The sequence below is a fragment of the Thermococcus sp. genome (assembly GCF_015523185.1).
Classification (GTDB): Archaea; Methanobacteriota_B; Thermococci; order Thermococcales; family Thermococcaceae; genus Thermococcus.
In genome coordinates, this window is record NZ_WAKV01000012.1 from 1 (window position 1) to 17,118 (window position 17,118).

At 51.0% G+C, this 17,118-nt stretch carries 20 protein-coding genes; 14 read left to right on the forward strand and 6 right to left on the reverse strand.

Annotation, left to right across the window (positions count from 1 at the left end):
- From F7B33_RS00995 to F7B33_RS01020, 6 genes are all read left to right on the forward strand, one after another.
- A partial coding sequence (locus F7B33_RS00995; protein ID WP_297072634.1) for a thiamine pyrophosphate-dependent enzyme occupies positions 1–573 on the forward strand: 573 nt, incomplete at its 5' end.
- A 69-nt stretch (positions 574–642) separates the two neighbouring features.
- Positions 643–960 carry a pyruvate synthase subunit PorD gene (gene porD / locus F7B33_RS01000; RefSeq protein ID WP_297063339.1) on the forward strand — a complete coding sequence of 106 codons (318 nt, stop codon included), beginning with the start codon at positions 643–645 and terminating at the stop codon, positions 958–960.
- 11 nt (positions 961–971) lie between these two features.
- The gene (gene porA, locus F7B33_RS01005) at positions 972–2,156 is read left to right on the forward strand and encodes a pyruvate synthase subunit PorA (protein ID WP_297063341.1); all 1,185 of its coding nucleotides are present in this window, start codon (positions 972–974) and stop codon (positions 2,154–2,156) included.
- A 10-nt stretch (positions 2,157–2,166) separates the two neighbouring features.
- The gene (porB, locus tag F7B33_RS01010; protein ID WP_297063369.1) at positions 2,167–3,162 is read left to right on the forward strand and encodes a pyruvate synthase subunit PorB; all 996 of its coding nucleotides are present in this window, start codon (positions 2,167–2,169) and stop codon (positions 3,160–3,162) included.
- 93 nt (positions 3,163–3,255) lie between these two features.
- Positions 3,256–4,152 (forward strand): Mrp/NBP35 family ATP-binding protein, encoded by an 897-nt coding sequence (locus F7B33_RS01015; RefSeq protein WP_297063370.1) that lies wholly within the window; start codon positions 3,256–3,258, stop codon positions 4,150–4,152.
- Positions 4,153–4,281: 129 nt separating this feature from the next.
- Entirely contained in the window at positions 4,282–5,640 is a 1,359-nt protein-coding gene (locus F7B33_RS01020) for a hypothetical protein (RefSeq protein ID WP_297072636.1), read from the forward strand.
- On the opposite strand, the gene F7B33_RS01025 is transcribed toward F7B33_RS01020, so the two are convergent.
- From F7B33_RS01025 to F7B33_RS01040, 4 genes are all read right to left on the reverse strand, one after another.
- Positions 5,627–6,358 (reverse strand): DUF2110 family protein, encoded by a 732-nt coding sequence (locus tag F7B33_RS01025; protein WP_297063372.1) that lies wholly within the window; start codon positions 6,356–6,358, stop codon positions 5,627–5,629. The two genes, F7B33_RS01020 and F7B33_RS01025, sit on opposite strands and share 14 nt — an antisense overlap.
- A 39-nt stretch (positions 6,359–6,397) precedes the next feature.
- The gene (gene tfe, locus F7B33_RS01030; RefSeq protein WP_297063345.1) at positions 6,398–6,952 is read right to left on the reverse strand and encodes a transcription factor E; all 555 of its coding nucleotides are present in this window, start codon (positions 6,950–6,952) and stop codon (positions 6,398–6,400) included.
- Positions 6,953–7,060: 108 nt separating this feature from the next.
- On the reverse strand, positions 7,061–7,348 hold the full coding sequence (locus F7B33_RS01035) for a hypothetical protein (RefSeq protein WP_297063347.1): 288 nt from the start codon (positions 7,346–7,348) through the stop codon (positions 7,061–7,063).
- A gap of 82 nt (positions 7,349–7,430) precedes the next feature.
- A complete protein-coding gene (locus F7B33_RS01040) occupies positions 7,431–8,303 on the reverse strand; it encodes an ADP-dependent ribose-1-phosphate kinase (protein ID WP_297072638.1) in 873 nt (290 codons plus the stop codon).
- Positions 8,304–8,409: 106 nt separating this feature from the next.
- Between F7B33_RS01040 and F7B33_RS01045 the strand changes: the two genes are divergently transcribed.
- Positions 8,410–9,003, forward strand: coding sequence for a regulator of amino acid metabolism, contains ACT domain protein (locus F7B33_RS01045; RefSeq protein WP_297063350.1), 594 nt, complete (start codon positions 8,410–8,412; stop codon positions 9,001–9,003).
- On the opposite strand, the gene F7B33_RS01050 is transcribed toward F7B33_RS01045, so the two are convergent.
- Positions 8,987–9,262 (reverse strand): acylphosphatase, encoded by a 276-nt coding sequence (locus tag F7B33_RS01050; RefSeq protein WP_297072640.1) that lies wholly within the window; start codon positions 9,260–9,262, stop codon positions 8,987–8,989. The two genes, F7B33_RS01045 and F7B33_RS01050, sit on opposite strands and share 17 nt — an antisense overlap.
- A 69-nt stretch (positions 9,263–9,331) precedes the next feature.
- Between F7B33_RS01050 and cutA the strand changes: the two genes are divergently transcribed.
- Together cutA and F7B33_RS01060 are read left to right on the forward strand one after the other, a co-directional pair.
- Positions 9,332–9,646 carry a divalent-cation tolerance protein CutA gene (gene cutA / locus F7B33_RS01055; RefSeq protein ID WP_297063355.1) on the forward strand — a complete coding sequence of 105 codons (315 nt, stop codon included), beginning with the start codon at positions 9,332–9,334 and terminating at the stop codon, positions 9,644–9,646.
- On the forward strand, positions 9,643–10,230 hold the full coding sequence (locus F7B33_RS01060) for a DUF99 family protein (RefSeq protein WP_297072641.1): 588 nt from the start codon (positions 9,643–9,645) through the stop codon (positions 10,228–10,230). The genes cutA and F7B33_RS01060 overlap by 4 nt, the downstream gene beginning before the upstream one ends.
- An 88-nt stretch (positions 10,231–10,318) precedes the next feature.
- On the opposite strand, the gene F7B33_RS01065 is transcribed toward F7B33_RS01060, so the two are convergent.
- Complete coding sequence (locus tag F7B33_RS01065; protein WP_297072643.1) at positions 10,319–11,155, reverse strand: universal stress protein; 837 nt, start codon at positions 11,153–11,155, stop codon at positions 10,319–10,321.
- Positions 11,156–11,223: 68 nt separating this feature from the next.
- Between F7B33_RS01065 and F7B33_RS01070 the strand changes: the two genes are divergently transcribed.
- From F7B33_RS01070 to F7B33_RS01090, 5 genes are read left to right on the forward strand one after another with little or no spacing between them, the layout of a single operon-like run.
- A complete protein-coding gene (locus F7B33_RS01070; protein WP_297063374.1) occupies positions 11,224–11,913 on the forward strand; it encodes an ABC transporter ATP-binding protein in 690 nt (229 codons plus the stop codon).
- Positions 11,910–13,751: a hypothetical protein gene (locus F7B33_RS01075; protein WP_297072645.1), complete on the forward strand. Its 1,842-nt coding sequence runs from the start codon at positions 11,910–11,912 to the stop codon at positions 13,749–13,751. The genes F7B33_RS01070 and F7B33_RS01075 overlap by 4 nt, the downstream gene beginning before the upstream one ends.
- Positions 13,744–14,967 (forward strand): ABC transporter permease, encoded by a 1,224-nt coding sequence (locus F7B33_RS01080; RefSeq protein WP_297072647.1) that lies wholly within the window; start codon positions 13,744–13,746, stop codon positions 14,965–14,967. Before F7B33_RS01075 ends, F7B33_RS01080 begins: the two co-directional genes overlap by 8 nt.
- Before the next feature lie 43 nt (positions 14,968–15,010).
- The gene (gene gcvT / locus F7B33_RS01085; RefSeq protein ID WP_297063376.1) at positions 15,011–16,207 is read left to right on the forward strand and encodes a glycine cleavage system aminomethyltransferase GcvT; all 1,197 of its coding nucleotides are present in this window, start codon (positions 15,011–15,013) and stop codon (positions 16,205–16,207) included.
- A gap of 33 nt (positions 16,208–16,240) precedes the next feature.
- On the forward strand, positions 16,241–17,029 hold the full coding sequence (locus F7B33_RS01090) for a DMT family transporter (RefSeq protein ID WP_297063378.1): 789 nt from the start codon (positions 16,241–16,243) through the stop codon (positions 17,027–17,029).
- The last annotated feature ends 89 nt before the right edge of the window (positions 17,030–17,118 follow it).

The window sequence follows — 17,118 nt, forward strand, 5'->3', positions numbered from 1 at the left end:
CTCTCCGGCTTCCTTGAGAGAGGTCATGATGCCGTCTACATCATGTACGACAACGAGGCTTACATGAACACCGGAATCCAGCGTTCGAGCTCAACCCCCTACGGAGCCTGGACGACCAACACACCGGGAGGAAAGAGACACTTCTTGGAAAAGAGGCACAAGAAGAAGGTCATTGATATTGTCATAGCCCACGAGATTCCCTATGCGGCAACTGCCAGCGTCGCTTTTCCTGAGGACTTCATAAGGAAGCTCAAGAAGGCCAGGAAGATACCGGGTCCGAGCTTCATCCAGCTCTTCGCACCGTGCCCGACCGGATGGAGAAGCCCGACCGACAAGAGCATCGAGATAGCTCGCCTTGCCGTTCAGACGGCTTACTTCCCGCTCTTCGAGTACGAGAACGGCAAGTATAAGATAAACATGCCCAATCCAAAGAAAGAACCCAAGCCAATTGAGGAGTTCCTCAAACTCCAGGGCAGGTTCAAGTACATGACTAAGGAGGACATCGAGAACCTCCAAGCCTGGGTCCTCCATGAGTGGGAGAAGTTGAAGAAGCTCGCCGAGGTCTTCGGCTGACCCTTTCGTTTCATTTTTGTCCACGCAAAGTTTAAGTTTCCATCTGATAATTCACCAGAGGTGATACACATGACTGAGAGCCCGTTTAAGGCCGACATTGAGAGGGTTCAGAAGGAGTATAGCGAAAAGATGACTCCCGGAGCGATTGCCTACATCCCGGGAAGTAGCGTAATCAACAAGACCGGTTCCTGGAGAGTCTTCATGCCAGAATTCAACCGCGACAAGTGCGTTAGGTGTTATCTCTGCTATATCTACTGCCCGGAGCCGGCCATATACCTTGACGAGGAGAACTACCCGGTTTTTGACTACGACTACTGTAAGGGTTGCGGAATCTGCGCCAACGAGTGCCCGACAAACGCTATAGTTATGGTTAGAGAGAGCAAGTGAGGTGGTGAAAGATGCCGATAAGAACCGTTATGAAGGCTAATGAAGCCGCCGCCTGGGCGGCTAAGCTCGCCAAGCCGAAGGTCATAGCGGCCTTCCCGATTACCCCCTCTACGCTCGTTCCCGAGAAAATCAGCGAGTTCGTGGCCAACGGCGAGCTAGATGCGGAGTTCATAAAGGTCGAGAGCGAGCACTCAGCGATTTCAGCCTGTGTTGGTGCTTCCGCGGCAGGCGTCAGAACCTTCACCGCTACCGCTTCCCAGGGTCTGGCTCTGATGCACGAGGTTCTCTTCATAGCCGCTGGAATGCGCCTCCCGATAGTCATCGCTGTTGGAAACCGCGCCCTCTCCGCGCCAATAAACATCTGGAACGACTGGCAGGACAGCATAAGCGAGCGCGATACAGGATGGCTCCAGTTCTACGCCGAGAACAACCAGGAAGCGCTTGATTTGATACTCATAGCCTTCAAGGTTGCAGAAGACGAGAGGGTTCTTCTCCCTGCTATGGTCGGCTTCGACGCGTTCATCCTAACGCACACCGTCGAGCCCGTCGAGATTCCCGACCAGGAGGTAGTTGACGAGTTTCTCGGCGAGTACGAGCCGAAGCACGCTTACCTTGACCCTGCCAGGCCGATAACCCAGGGTACGCTTGCCTTCCCGGCCCACTACATGGAGGCCCGCTATACCGTCTGGGAGGCCAACGAGAACGCCAAGAAGGTCATCGACGAGGTCTTCGCTGAGTTCGAGAAGAAGTTTGGAAGAAAGTACAGCAAGATTGAGGAGTACAGAACAGACGATGCTGAGATAATCTTCGTCACCATGGGTTCCCTCGCAGGAACCGTCAAGGAGTACGTTGACCACCTCCGCGAGAAAGGAATCAAGGCCGGCGCCGCTAAGCTCACCGTTTACAGGCCGTTCCCGATTGAAGAGGTAAGAGAGCTCGCCAAGAAGGCGAAAGTTCTCGCTTTGCTCGAGAAGAACGTTACCTTCAGCGTCGGTGGGGCCCTCTTCCAGGACTTCAGCAGGGCTTTGGTCAACGAAAAGGAGAGGCCGATACTAGTTGACTTCATCCTCGGACTCGGTGGCAGGGACGTAACCTTCAAGAACCTTGACGAGGCTTTGGCGATAGCCCAGAAGGCGCTAAACGGTGAGGAGTTTAGCGAGGTCAACTGGATAGGCCTTAGGAAGGAGATTCTGTGAGGTGATGAAGATGGCCGTTAGGAAGCCCCCAATCACAACTCGCGAGTATTGGGCACCCGGACATGCAGCCTGTGCCGGATGTGGCTGTGCCACTGCTCTCAAACTGGCCACCAAGGCCTTTAGTGAGGCCATGGAAGAAAAATACGGCGACCCCAACGCCTTCGCTATAGCCCAGGCAACTGGATGTATGGAGGTCGTTTCGGCGGTATTCCCGTACACAGCCTGGAAGGCTCCCTGGGTTCACGTGGCCTTTGAGAACGCGGCCGCTGTTGCGAGCGGTGTTGAGGCCGCTTGGAAGAAGAAGGGACTCAAGGGCAAGATACTGGCCATAGGCGGTGACGGTGGAACCGCTGATATTGGCCTTCAGGCCCTCTCAGGTATGCTCGAGAGGAGGCACAACGTGGTCTATTTGATGTACGACAACGAGGCTTACATGAACACCGGAATCCAGCGTTCGAGCTCAACCCCCTACGGAGCTTGGACGACCACCAGCCCACCGGGCAAGTACTCAATCGGTGAGGACAAGCCCAAGAAGTGGGTGGCTCTTATAGCGGCCGCTCACCAGATACCCTACGTCGCCACCGCGAGCATAGGCAACCCCTTCGACTACGTCAGGAAGATGAAGAAGGCCGCTAAGGTCGACGGTCCGGCCTTCGTGCAGGTTCACTGCACCTGCCCGACCGGATGGAAGAGCCCGCTTGAGAAGGGCGTTGAGATTGCCCGCTTGGCAATTGAAACCGGTGTCTGGCCGCTCTTCGAGATTGAAAACGGTGACTTCCACAACATCAAGATACAGAGCCCTGGAGGAGGCGCCAAGGTCAAGCGTGAGGGAGGTAAAGTTGTTGCCATCGAGTTCAAGAAGCCAATCGAGGAGTACCTTAAGTTACAGGGCAGGTTCAAGCACCTCTTCAAGCAGCCGGAAGCAATAGACCAGCTCAGGGAGCAGATAAAGGCCATGTGGAAGGTTCTCGGCGTTGATGTCTATCTTCCTAAGCCCGAGGAGTGAACTTTTTTCTTTTCTACCCATTCTTGGGTAATTCTGTTAAGTTTTGGGATAAAGGTTTTTAAGTTGACCGAACTATTTTCGTCGGTGGTGGAAATGACGATTAAGGCTCCGACGCTGAACGTAGGGGGTCTGGGCGCTGACCCTCTCACGGAGAGGATAAAGGAAAAGCAGAAGAAGTGGAAGTACAAGGTGGCGGTTCTAAGCGGTAAGGGTGGTGTCGGAAAGAGCACCGTTGCTGTAAACCTCGCGGCGGCTCTGGCAAAGAAGGGCTACTACGTGGGACTCCTCGACGCGGACATCCACGGGCCGAACGTTGCCAAGATGCTCGGCGTTGACAAAGCCGACGTTCTCGCAGAAAGAATGGAGGACGGACGCTTCGAGATGTTGCCTCCGATGGCAGACTTCATGGGTCAGATAACACCGATTAAGGTCATGAGCATGGGCTTTCTCGTCCCCGAGGATCAGCCGATAATCTGGCGCGGTGCTCTAGTTACCAAGGCAATTAAACAGCTTCTCGGCGATGTCAAGTGGGGTGAGCTGGACTTTATGATAATCGACTTCCCGCCCGGAACCGGTGACGAGATTCTCACCGTTGTGCAGAACGTCCAACTCGACGCGGCTGTGATAGTCACAACTCCCCAGGAGGTAGCGCTACTCGACACCGGAAAGGCCGTTAACATGATGAAGAAGATGGAGGTTCCTTACATAGCGGTAGTCGAGAACATGAGCTACCTCATTTGCCCGCACTGTGGAAACGAGATTGACCTCTTCGGCAGAGGTGGAGGCAAGAAGCTTGCCGAGAAGGAGGGCGTCGAGTTCCTCGGGGAGATACCCATAGACCTCAAGGCCAGGGAAGCGAGCGACGCCGGAATTCCGATAGTCCTCTACGATGACACTCTGGCGGCAAAGGCCTTCATGGAGCTGGCTGAAAAGCTCGTGAAGAAGCTTGAGGAGCTCAAGGGAGAGAATGGCGAAGGGAAGACCGAGTGATTTTTAACCTCTTTCCTTTAATTTCCTCCGGGCGCGACCCAGGCCGGCGGAAGCCGTTGCGATGAGGTCGCGCTGGACCAGGCTACGTTAAGCTTTTTAACTCTGGCCTTAACTTTACTCGGGGATAAAATGAGGAAAGCATTAGCGGTGCTTTTGTTCATCCTGCTCGTTTCACCGCTCGTTTCTGCCGGTCAGGTTAGCTATTATCCCGATAAGGGAAGTTTTTTGAAATTCCTAAACTCAAAAAACACATATCGAGTTGTTCCGGGCAGGGATTACTGGGCAAAGGGCTGGGCGAGGTACGTAGATTCAAAACTTGGAGAGGTTCTTCAACACGGTAACGGAACTCTTGTCCTTGTGGGGAACGTCTACGAGAACCCTGAGATGAAGAAACTCTGGAACAGAACGGGACTTCCAGAAAAAGCATCTCTTTCGCCGATGATAATCGTCCTCAACGGCACGGTTTTTATCACAGGAAGCGAGGACAACATCTACCTCACCCACGAGGCCTTTGCTGGGGTCTGGTCACTTCCTGGGAAGGAGCTTGCCGTCTTCGCGTTCCTTGCTTTCGTTATAGTCCTTCTCTTCGGACTCCTTTTAAGGAGGGACAGAAGCTACTCCGCAAGGTTTTTCCTTCTCAGTGCTTCCTTAATCTTTGTATGGTTTACACTCTCGGCGAGGCCTATTCTTCCAAGTGATTTTTTGAAGTTCTTCTTCAAAGCCTTGGCTGTCTCTGCCGGCGAAATGCCGTCATCCCCCCTTCTTGCTCTCGTAGGAAACGTTTTTTCGGTTATACCTCCGACGGATGAAGTTCTGTGGCTGGTTCACTGGCTTTTCCTTCTCACAATGACCGGGTTTTTCTTCTACGTCGCCCCGAGGCGTGAGAGAGCCCTTGGATTCCTCGCCTTTGGACTTGTGTTTTCCTCGCCAATCTTTCGCTCGCAGGTTGCAACCGTTGGAACAGCGTTGCCGGGTCTCGTTCTGATGCTGCTCGCGATAGCAATAGCTACAAATTCATCATTCGTCCCGGGTTCGGGAAGAACTGCCGAGATACTGGTGCTGGCCGGTGCTACTCTCCTCGCATCCCTGTTCAATCCATACCTTCTTCTGTTTCCCCTGTTCTTCGCGCTCACGTACCCGGGGAGGAGGCTCAGGAACTCCTTTTATCTCTTCCTCGTGTGGCTCGGCTTCCTGCTCCTCTGCAGGGTTTACGGGTGCGGTTGGCTCTCAGGATGGATGGACTTCCAGCCCCACAGGGACTTCATCGGTAGCCTACTCCTCCAGTCCCTCCTCGGGCTCGTCGTGGTTGTCTATGCCCTCTTAACTGGTTTGAGAAGAATAAGGTGGAGGGGCCCGACGGCCTTCATAACGCTCTCGACGCTGGCTTTTCTTGTAGTTGCCCCCTTCGTGAGCGGTTTCTTCCCCTACGTGCTGACTCTCGTGTCCATCCTCGCCGTTAGGCTGGTTCATTCGGTCATTCAAACTTGATTGCTCCAAAAACCGCCCCCTTCAGGAGGGGCCCAATGGCTTTTATTATCCCCGGTGCTTGGGTTCCCTTCTTCAGAACGAGGAGTGTCTCCATCAAGCCCAGCTCCTCCATCCTCTTGACGTCCCTGCCGTGACCTGTCTTGATGAGCACTTCCTCAACTCTCTCGCTTATCGTTCCGGTTATGAAGAGCTTGTCATAACCGTCGCTTAGCCAGTTCCTAATCTTCTTCAACTGTTTATCGCTGAAGGCCAGCTCGACTTCTCTGGCCCCAAATTCAACGTTTGTCACCTCAACCTCAACGGGCAGGTCGTCAACCCAGCCGAACTCCCGTATCATCTGCCTCACTGGCCTGTCCCCAAAGGTTCTCTTCAGGTAATAGAGCGGAATTAGAGCGTCCTTGGGTTTTGGCCTGAATATGCCGATGTCAACGTAGGCACCGTAACCAACTTTTCCGAGGTCTATGAATCTCCCCCGGTAGGTTTTTCCGATTTCAACGTTCTTCAGGCTGTATGGAACCTCGCCGAACTCCTCCCGAACGAGGTTTGCGCTTATCTCCTCGTCCTCCCCTTTGAGGCTTACCTTCACCCAGTTTTTGGTTGTCGCGGAGAGCTTCCACTCAACTTCCAAATCGCCCAGAAGAGAGCGGAGCTTCCTGTGAAGCTTTTCAAAACCACTCCTGTCACCATAAACCTTCTCAAGAATAACCACTTCTTCCATGTTCACCATCCCCGAAGTTCATTGGGGCCATTCCACCGTTTAGGCTTTCTTTTTCTTTTTCAGTTTTTTCTTAAGCCCGAGCTCGATTTCAAGTTCTTCAATCCTCTTCTTTAGGTCTTCAACAATTCGACTGTTATCGTACTGCATGAGCATCTTACCGCATATGGGACACTGGAACTCGTATTCCATTGCTTCGTCAAAGGTAAGCCTTGGATGACCCTCTTCGCCACACCAGTAGTATATCTCGTTGGTCTCTTCCTCGAGCATTTCCTTCAGTCTCTTCAGCTCGGCCATCTTTTTGGCCTTTATTATCTCGGGGAGTCGCTTGGTCTCAAGGCGCCAGTAGTAATAATACCACCCAGTCTCAGGGTCGCGGATTCTCTTGAAGTCGGCAAGTCCGTGGTCGTTTAGCTTGTACAGGATTCTCCTGACGGTGTTAACTCTGATTCCAGTTTTTTCTGCGAGCTCTTCATCGGTTGCCTCTTTCATCTTTTCGAGGGCTTTGACTACCTCAACGGCTTCTTCTCCACCTATGTCTCTCGCGATTTCAAGGAGTTCCTTGTTCTTCCGTCTCGCCACTTGGACAACCTCCACGTTATTTAATTCCCTACCTGAACGGATAGACCCCAATAGAAGTATTGGTCACGGGGATATATATAAGTTTCCTGTCAAAATGACAACCATAATGAACAGAAAAGGACGTCAATCGTTGAAATACTCGTTAAGGAGTTCTTTCGCAGATGGTTTGTATAACTCGAGAACTTCAATGTCCTCTATAACGTTCCCTTCCCGCAGTTTAAGTTTCACTTTTCCTCCGTAGACCTGTAGGTCATCAAGCATGCCGTAAATCGCGTCTTCAGCCTCGAGGGGGCTTTTGAATTTCATTATGTACTCCTCACCATTTGGGAGAATGAGCTTGACCCAGTACTCGTTCTTTCTCTTGAACGGCCTTGTTATCTTTGGCTTAAAGTTGTCAATCACTATTTCCAAAGGGCTCACCTCCGCTCTTCCGGCTCCCTAACCTTTTTTGAAACCCGAATTTTTAAGGTTTTCCAAAAGTTAAATGTCTTCATTACCACGGTAAACCAAGTTCAAGCTCCCTTGACATTCTGATGACATCTTTTAGGGGAACTATGGCACTTCTTGCTCCCACCTTTTGAACTGTGAGGTAGGCGAGCAACATGCCAAGCTTTGCCGAATCCATAAGAGACCAGCCATGTAGTATTCCGTAGATTACCCCCGCATCGAAGGAGTCCCCCGCCCCCGTGCTGTCGATAACCTTTGCGCTCAGCCCGCGGACCTCAAAGGTCTCGTTGCCTTCCCTAACAATCGCCCCTCCCCCGTTTAGCGTTATTATCAGGTTCTTGGCGTTGCTGAGGGAGGTATCGAGCGAGCCGTATTTCCTTTTGTATTCGTCCTCGTTCATCAGGAGGTAGTCAATCATCCCCTCCACATCCCTTGGAATGGTGGCCTCTCCTATATCTACCGAAATCAGTATCCCGTTTTCGTTAGCAAAGCGAACGGCCTCCTCAATGAGCTCCGGCGGGTTTGATGAGAGGTGTAATAGTTTTGTCCTTTTTGCGTAGTCTGGCTTGAACCTTCTGAGTGAGTTTGCCCCGAGATGTTTGACTATCCTCTTGTCGTCCCCATGAACCATTGCAACGGCAATGCCCGAGGGAACATCGACAACATCTATCCCGGAGGTATCGACGCCAATGCTCTCGAAGTATCTAAGATGGGCTTCTCCTATCTCGTCCCTTCCAACTGCACCAATGAAGCCCGTCTTAAGCCCAAAAGTCGCAAGCCAGCTTATAGTATTTCCAGCGGCACCGCCGAGACCAAAGTGGGCTTCTCTCGAAACGACCTTTTCGTGGAACTCCGGAAAGCGGTCGAGGATGAAGATTATGTCGTAGTTCAGGTTGCCCATGCCTATTACGTCGAACATTCTCTCACCCCCCGCCTTCAAACTACGGCGATGGACGTTATAACCCTTACCGGAGAAAGATTTAAATATCCATTTCTACTCATCTATGGGTAAGAGGTGAACAAAGATGATGCTCATACTAGAGGCTTACTTCAAGAACTATCCCGCAAGGAGGAAGGTCGCTGAGTTCCTCTTTGAGAACGGTCTGAGCGTAAAGAACGGTAAAATCTACCTCAAAAACGTTGAAATTCCGATAAGCGAGCTGGCAAGATCCATCGGGGTTAACAGGAAAATCATATATCACACGATTGAATACATCGAGAAAACATACCCCCTCAAGCTCATCTTCGAGCGCCTAAACCCGTTGCCGAGCCTTATTGACGTGGCCCCTCTGATGGGCTGGGAAGTCCTTGAGATTGACGTGGAGAAGAGTAACTATCAGGGGGCCTTCGCCGAGGTGATGCGGATTCTGGCGGAAAACGACGTTCCCATCATGGAGGTCTTCGGCAGGAACCTGAGGGAGGAAACGAGCAAGATATTCATCGTCATTGATGGAACCCTTCCGGTTGAGACATTCGCAAAAATAAAGGACATCCACGGCTTTCAGAGGCTTATACTCCACACGCCGGAGAAGGAGAAGGAAAGGCTCGTCTGCAACTACTGTGAAGTCAAGTACTGCCCCAAGAGGGTTCTCCTTGAGGCCATCAGCCAACGACTTTAAAGCACTCCAGCCCCTCTGGTTCTTCCCACTCAACCTCCACTCTGGTAACCCTCGCAAGCGGTGGCCCCTGGTGGGCCCAGCCTATGAGGGCTTCAACCCTCTCCTCGTCGCCTTCGACAACAGCCTCAACACTTCCATCCGGGAGGTTTCTCACCCAGCCGGCTAATCCGAGCTTCCTTGCTTCCCTCTGCATGCTCCAGCGGAATCCAACCCCCTGAACGCGCCCGTATATTTTAAGGTGTGCCCTGACCTTCCTCATACACCATCCCGTTTCGATTTCTCCACAAGGGATTTAAGCTTTACTTGGGTATCCTTTCTGGGATGTCCTATGGAGGCAATAATCGTTTATACCACCTTCCCGGACTGGGAGAGTGCAAAGAGAGTCGTTAGGGAACTCCTCGAGAGAAAGCTCATCGTCTGCGCCAACCTTAGGGAACATGAGGCGATGTACTGGTGGGATGGGAAAATAGAGGAAGGGAAGGAGGTTGGGGCGATTCTCAAGACAGAGGTCAGCAGGTGGAAGGCCCTCAGGGATGCACTCAGGGAACTTCACCCCTACGAGGTGCCACTCATAGCTAGGATTGACCTCGATAAGCTCAACAGGGAGTACTCCGAATGGATGGCCAGGGTGTTATTTGGATGATTCGAAAGGTAAAGCCCGAGATTCGCGTGGTCGGCTTTGACGATGGGACGTTTTCCTTTTCTTTCAAAGCAGAGAGGCGGAAGACAGTTCTGTTCGGAGTCGTCATGAAGGGTTCAAAGGAAGTTGTGGGAGCCGTTTCCCGGTGGATAACCGTTGACGGGACCGATGTTACCGAGAAATTAATTGATACAATCCTTAACTCCCGCTTCAAAGACTTGAGGGTGATAATGCTGAAGGGGATAACCTACGGGGGCTTCAACGTCGTTGACCTCGATGCACTTCACCGTGAGACAGGACTTCCTATAATCGTCGTTGTCAGAAAGAGGCCTGATTTTGGGGCGATGGAGTTGGCCCTGAAAAAACATTTTCTGGACTGGCGTGAGAGGTTTGAACTGCTCAGGAAGGCGCCTCCCCTCTTTGAAATGATTCCGGGAAAGCTGTACGTTCAGGCACTTGGCCTACCAGTTGAGACGGCCTTTCAAATAGTCCGCGTCACCACAAAGACGGGTTTGATTCCCGAACCTTTGAGGTTGGCCCATATTATGGCAAGCGCCTTCATGACGGGGGAAAGCAAGAGGGAGTAGGTTTATAAGCGGGTCAAAAAGAAGAAAAACGACCGATGATGGCAACAGGGTAGCTACTGAGCCATGATGAAGCCGTTCCAGTCTGAGGTCATTCACACGGAACGAGGAGAACTGGAAGTTTTGAGTCCCTCATTACCCTCTCGGCCGTGCTCCCAAGGATTAAGTCCTTGAGGATGCTCCTTCCTTTCTTGCCTATGACTATGAGGGTTGCGCCCTTTGCAAGGGCGGTTCCTATTATTGCCTGGCTTGCCGTTCCGACCATTACTTCAAGCTCGAACTCCGCCGAGAGGTCTTTTGAGCTCTTTTCGAGGTTTTTCTTGGCTATTTCAATGTTATGCTCGAGCTCCTCAATCCTACCGTAATCAACGGAGTGAAGGAGTATTCCGCGTTCAATGAGCTCCTCAAACTTTTTAACCGCCTGGACAATCTTAACCGAGCATTTGGAGAAATCAAGTGCCACAAGTGGCCTTTTGAAGAGTTCAGAACAATCAACGGCCAGCTCAAAGGAGTCGTCCTTCTTCCTGTACTTCAAAAGGAGAACCGGTCTTTTAGTAGTTCTTGCGAGGTTCGATGCGGTGCTCCCCATGAACATCTGCCTCCAGACGTTTTCACCAACACTCGGTGTGACTATGAGGTCCACGTCCGCTTTTTCGCTCGCCTCGGCTATCTCCAATGAAGGAATTCCAACCCTTACCTCCGCCTTTGCATTTATCCCCTTCTCTCGAAGTTCGCTAGCTATCTCCTCAAGCTTTTTCTTGTAAACCTCTTCAAGCTCAAAGGCCTCGAGCTCCGTGACGGTGATGTCTATGACGTGGAGGAGGTAAAGCTCTTTTGCGCCGAGTTTGAAGAGCTCGGGAATGCAGTGCTTTAAAGCGTGAAGTGAAACTTCCGAAAAGTCGGTTGGGTATAGGATTCTCTCAAACATGGACTCCACCGTTTATTATTGGGCAGGAAACTATATATTGGTTCCGTGAACAGTTCTGACGAGTGAAAATGAAGGAGATAGTGCTGAAGGCTGAGAACCTCTATAAGACCTACCGAACGGGTAAGATTTCCGTGCCCGCCCTAAGGGGAGCAAGTATAGAAGTTTATGAGGGAGAATTTCTGGCCATTATAGGGCCGAGTGGGAGCGGAAAAACCACGCTCCTCAACATCCTTGGTCTTCTTGACGTTCCTGATTCTGGGGAAGTGATTATTGACGGGATTTCAGTTAGAGGCCTTGACGACGATGGGCTGTCCGAGATAAGGTTGAGGAAAATAGGGTTTGTTTTTCAACACTACAACCTTATTCCAATACTCACCGCACTTGAGAATGTGGAACTACCAATGATTCTGGCGGGGGTTCCCTTGAAAAAACGGATTGAGAGGGCTAGGGAGCTCCTCAGGATAGTGGGGATTCCCTACCTTGAGGAGTATAAACCGACTGAGATGAGCGGTGGACAGCAACAGATGGTTGCAATAGCGAGGGCCCTTGCCAACGAGCCCAAGATAGTTCTTGCGGACGAGCCAACGGGAAACCTCGATACCAAGGCCTCAGAAGAAGTTGTCAACCTGATGAAAAGGTTGAACCGGGAAAGGGGAACGGCCTTTGTTGTCGTTACCCATGATATGGACGTCGCCAGAAAGGCCGATAGAGTTTTGAAGATAAGGGACGGAAAGCTCTACGAGGTGAGAAAACTTTGAAGAAATTTGCAGTTGTCCTGCTGATTACCCTTATGGTTATTCCCCATGTTCACGGGGCAACCCCAGGGGAGCCAAAGTACATGAGGACATTTGAGGGCTATTTGAGTGTAGGAGAGTCCGTGATAATAGGCAACTACACAATAACAGTCGTTAACTTTCTCTACAACCAGAACACGTGGCCACCCTTGGTGCTCCTCAAGCTGAGGGACAACCGCAACTTCCAGACCAAAACGTTTACTCTTTCCCCGGGCCAGAGCTATTCCTACAACGACATAAACGTGTCTCTGGTTTACATCAAGAACCCCCTTTCCGATAACCCCCAGGCTCTCGTTGAGGTTTATTCCAAACCTACAACGGTCTTTTACGGCGTTGCCCACCCCGGAATGAACTTTACATACGGCCCGCTTCAGCTTTCGGTTCTTGACATAAAGAACGGGAGCGTTCTCATGCGCTACCATAAAAACGGCACAACGGATTACGCATACTTTGGAGTTGGGGCGCATGTCTTCTATGATACCTACGTTGTCATTTATCAGATTTCTAACGACACTGCCCTTATGAAAATTCTCGTGCCGAAATACGTGGCTTACTCGGTTGTTGAGGGGACAATAATCGTTGTTACCAACGTTAGCTTCTCCCCTGTTGAAGTCGGTGGGACATTCCAGCTAAACGTTACTTTGAAAAACATAGGGAGCATGACTGCCAGATACGTCAGGGTTTACCTCTACTCCAAACCATTGGTTCAGGAACAAGAGACCACTCAAAAAGTCCTCCTGCCGACCGTCAGCATTCCGTCCTTTGAAAGCGAAATTCCATTCGCTTCCTACCGTCAGGGTCCGGTTCAATATACAGGACTGCTTCCTCCTGGACATGAAAAGACACTCCACTTTCAGCTCATTGCTTCAAAGACCCTCAGACCCGATGTCTATCCTCTCTATGTAAGTCTTGAATACAGCGACGAAAACGGCGTAATCAAGACCGAGCAATTTGAAGTTGGGATACCTGTGAACGACGTTTACAGGCCGAAGGTTGTGATAGAGAGCTTTACAACCAAACCGAATCCCGTTGAACCTGCGTCTAACTTTACTGTTGTGGTTAAGGTGAAAAACAGAGGAAACGCCCCAGCTTATCACGTTAGGGTTGAGCTTCTTCCAACAAAGCCCAAGGAGGAACAACAGACCTACTCCCTGTTCCCTACTGGTGGGGAAACAAACGAGCAGGCCAACATATATCCAATTCTCAAGCAGAGTTCCCTTTATTTTGACGAACTTCCCGTGAACGGGAGCGGTAATGGCACGTTGGAGTTCGCAGTTAAGGACGTTTCAGCAGGCGTTTATCCGCTCTACGCGGTTATAATGTATGAGGATGAAAACGGTGTTTCCTACAAAGAGGAAGCAACCTTTGGTGTCCAGGTCTCGGGCAGGCCGAGGCTCAAGGTTTACATAGGCAACGTCTGGATAAGCGATGGGAAATATAACTTTGAGGTTGACGTTGCAAACGACGGAAAAGCACCCGCGAGGGGTGTTACAGTCTCGATAAGTTCCCCTGTCATCAGCCTGTTCCCCCTTGGAGAACGTTACGTTGGCACCGTTGAGCCGATGGACTACGACAGCGTTAACTTTGAGGTTCTGAACTCCACGATACGGGCGGGCAGGTATCCCGTTGTTGTCAGGGTTACCTACATGACCGTAAACGGGAGTTTTAAGAGCTTCAACCAGACAATAAGCCTTCAGCTTCCTTCTAACATCTCGTCAAGGAGAAAATACGAGTACTACTACGGGGCTGGGGCAATTATAGTGTTTCTCGGAATCATTGCGTGGAGGTTGAGGCGTGGATAGGGAAATCCTGAAGATAGCCTTTAGGAACCTTCATAGGAGAAAAATCAGAACGTTTTTCACAATGCTCGGTATAATCATTGCCATAGCTTCGATAACGGCCCTGATTTCAATTGCCGAGGGTTTTCAGCTCTCGATAAGCAGTACACTGCAGAGCACGAGTAATGTTGTCATAGTGCTACCGGGTATGGGGGCTTCAATCTGGACCATCGGAACCAACACCCTGAACCAGAGCGTGGTCAGAGAGCTTGAGAAGATAAGCCACGTTGAGGCCGTTAATCCTGTTCTGGTTAAGTTCACAGTCATGGAATACCGTGGATGGGAGATACCCGTTACGGTGATGGGCATTGTCCCTAGAGATGCCCAGAAGTTTTATGCATTAACCGGGCCACAGCTCCAGAGGGGTCAGTTCATACCCCAAGGCGCTCGCTTCAAAGCCCTTCTTGGGTATTCCCTTGCAAACGGTAAGATACAGAAGGAGGGTGGTGGTTATCTAAACTGGCAGATACTTCCCGGTCAGACAATAAAGCTGTACGATGAGAATGGCCAGGTGTGGGAGTTTAAAGTCTCTGGGAACTTCCAGGAGAGTGGTCAGAGCGTCATTGGAGGTTTTATAGACACGAGCGTTTTCGTTCCCCTCGGAACCCTCCAGACGATGTACAACGAGCCGGGAAAGATTAGTTTTGTTGAACTCTGGGTTGACGACGTTGCTTTTGTAAACGATGTCAAAAGGGCCGTTCAAAAGATTCTTCCAAGTTCAACTGTAATAACTGAGAGCCAGGGCATTAAGGTAGTCGTCGAGATTGAAACTATGCTCAACAACCTTCTGATGGGAATAGTAAGCATAGCCCTCTTTGTGGGTGCACTTGGGGTCATCAACACGCTTCTAACTTCTGTCATGGAAAGGACAAGGGAAATTGGGACATACAGGGCCCTGGGTGCAAAGAAAAGGTTCATACTTGAGATGATACTGCTCGAAGGCCTCATGATGACTATTATCGGGGGGATTATTGGGTTTGGCTTTGGCGTTCTCCTGGCGGAAATCATAGTTGGAATATTGAGGACAAAAACTCCCAGTCTTCCGAATCCAGTGGTTGATTTTAGGGTTGTTGCAGTAGCTTTTGGAGTGACCCTGATTATAGGCCTCCTGGCGAGCATATATCCGGCCAAAAAGGCTGCCGAGCTCAAGCCCGCGGAGGCCATAAGACACGTGGAGTGAAAAGGGTTATAACGTCCAGATAGAAGTTTGAACGGTGATGGCTATGGTCAAAAGAGTTCACCTCTTCGACTGGCATAAGGAGCACGCCAAGAAGGTTGAGGAGTTCGCCGGTTGGGTAATGCCTATTTGGTACTCCAGCATAAAAGAGGAGCACTTGGCTGTTAGGAACGGCGTCGGAATCTTCGACGTCTCCCACATGGGCGAGTTTATATTTCGCGGTAAAGATGCCTTGAAGTTCCTCCAGTATGTAACGACCAACGACATAAGCAAGCCCCCTGCAATAAGCGGGACTTATACGCTCGTCCTCAACGAGAGAGGTGCTGTGAAGGACGAGACTCTAGTTTTCAATATGGGAAACGACGAGTACCTGATGATATGCGACAGCGATGCATTCGAGAAGCTCGAGGCCTGGTTCAACGCGATAAAGCGCGGAATTGAGAAGTTCGGCGAGCTCGACCTCGAGATTGAAAACAAGACCTACGACATGGTGATGTTCTCGATACAGGGCCCGAAGGCGAGAGACCTCGCAAAGGACCTTTTTGGGATAGACATAAACGACCTCTGGTGGTTCCAGGCAAAGGAGGTCGAGCTCGACGGAATCAAGATGCTCCTCTCAAGGAGCGGCTACACTGGTGAGAACGGCTTTGAGGTTTACTTCGAGGACGCCAACCCCTATCACCCGGACGAGAGCAAGCGCGGGGAGCCAGAGAAGGCCCTCCACGTCTGGAAGACCATCCTCGATGCCGGGGAGAAGTATGGAATAAAGCCCGCTGGCCTTGGGGCTCGCGATACACTCAGGCTTGAGGCCGGCTACACGCTCTACGGCAACGAGACCAAGGAGCTTCAGCTTCTCAGTACCGATATAGATGAGGTTACTCCTCTCCAGGCAAACCTTGACTTCGCCATATTCTGGGACAAGGAGTTCATAGGGAAAGATGCCCTCCTCAAGCAGAGGGAGCGCGGTTTGGGAAGGAAGCTCGTTCACTTCAAGATGGTCGAGAAGGGCATTCCAAGGGAGGGCTACCGCGTTCTTGCTAACGGCGAGCCCATTGGCGAAGTCACGAGCGGGACACTCTCCCCGCTCCTCGGAATTGGCATTGGAATAGCCTTCGTTAAAGAGGAGTACGCCAAGCCTGGCCTTGAAATGGAAGTGGAAATCAGGGGCAAGCCCAAGAAGGCCATAACTGTTGCTCCGCCCTTCTACGACCCCAAAAAGTATGGGGCCTTTAGGGAGGAGTGAATTTTTAAGAACTTCAATTTCTCTTTTTTCTCCCTGTCCAAAAAGCACGCCATTGGTGCAGTTTTGCTCTGGTCTACAGTCGCGAGCGCTTTCAAGTTCTCCCTGCGCTACATGGGTCCCATCAATTTACTCTTCTACTCATCCTTAACATCTCTCATCGTATTTGGCCTTCTCCACTCCAGTGAGTTCTCTCCCCGAAAGGAGAACCTACGTTTCGCTTACCTCGGCTTTCTGATTGTCCTTTACTACCTCCTCCTCTTTTCGGCCTACGAGGGGCTCCTTATGCTCGTCCTTCTATCGGTTCCTCTCCTCGGAAAGAGGCCGGGAGTCAAAATTCTCTTTGGGCTCTTCATTGGCTTTCTTGGTGCTCTAATCGTGGTCACGAGGGGAAACTTGACGAACCTGAACTTTTCTGACCTAGTAGGAGTCGCCCTCGGTCTCGGGAGCGCGGTGGTCTGGGCCACCTACTGGTTGTTGAACCTTAGGGACAAGAGGTCACTCATAGAGAAGACATTCTGGAACTTTCTCTTTGGTTTTGCTTACGTGTCGGTGCTTCTTGCTTTCGCCGGCGGGTTCTCCATACCTCCGGTCGAGGGCCTCATTGGGGCTGTCTACGTTGGCCTATTTGAAATGGGGGTTACGTTCCTCATCTGGTACAAAGCCGTTGAGGACGATGTTGCATTCGCCTCGAATTTGGCCTACTTCATACCCTTCCTTAGCTTAGTGTTTATATTCCTCGTTGTTGGTGAGGACATAATGCCTGGAACTCTCACTGGCCTTGTCCTGATAGTTCTGGGTATACTTATCGGACGGAAGGTATGAGGGTGAAAAATGCCCTTCTCACCAAACTGGCAGAAATCAGTTGTGTACCCTTCAGAAGCAACTCAAGACGGGGTTTAACACCAAACGAA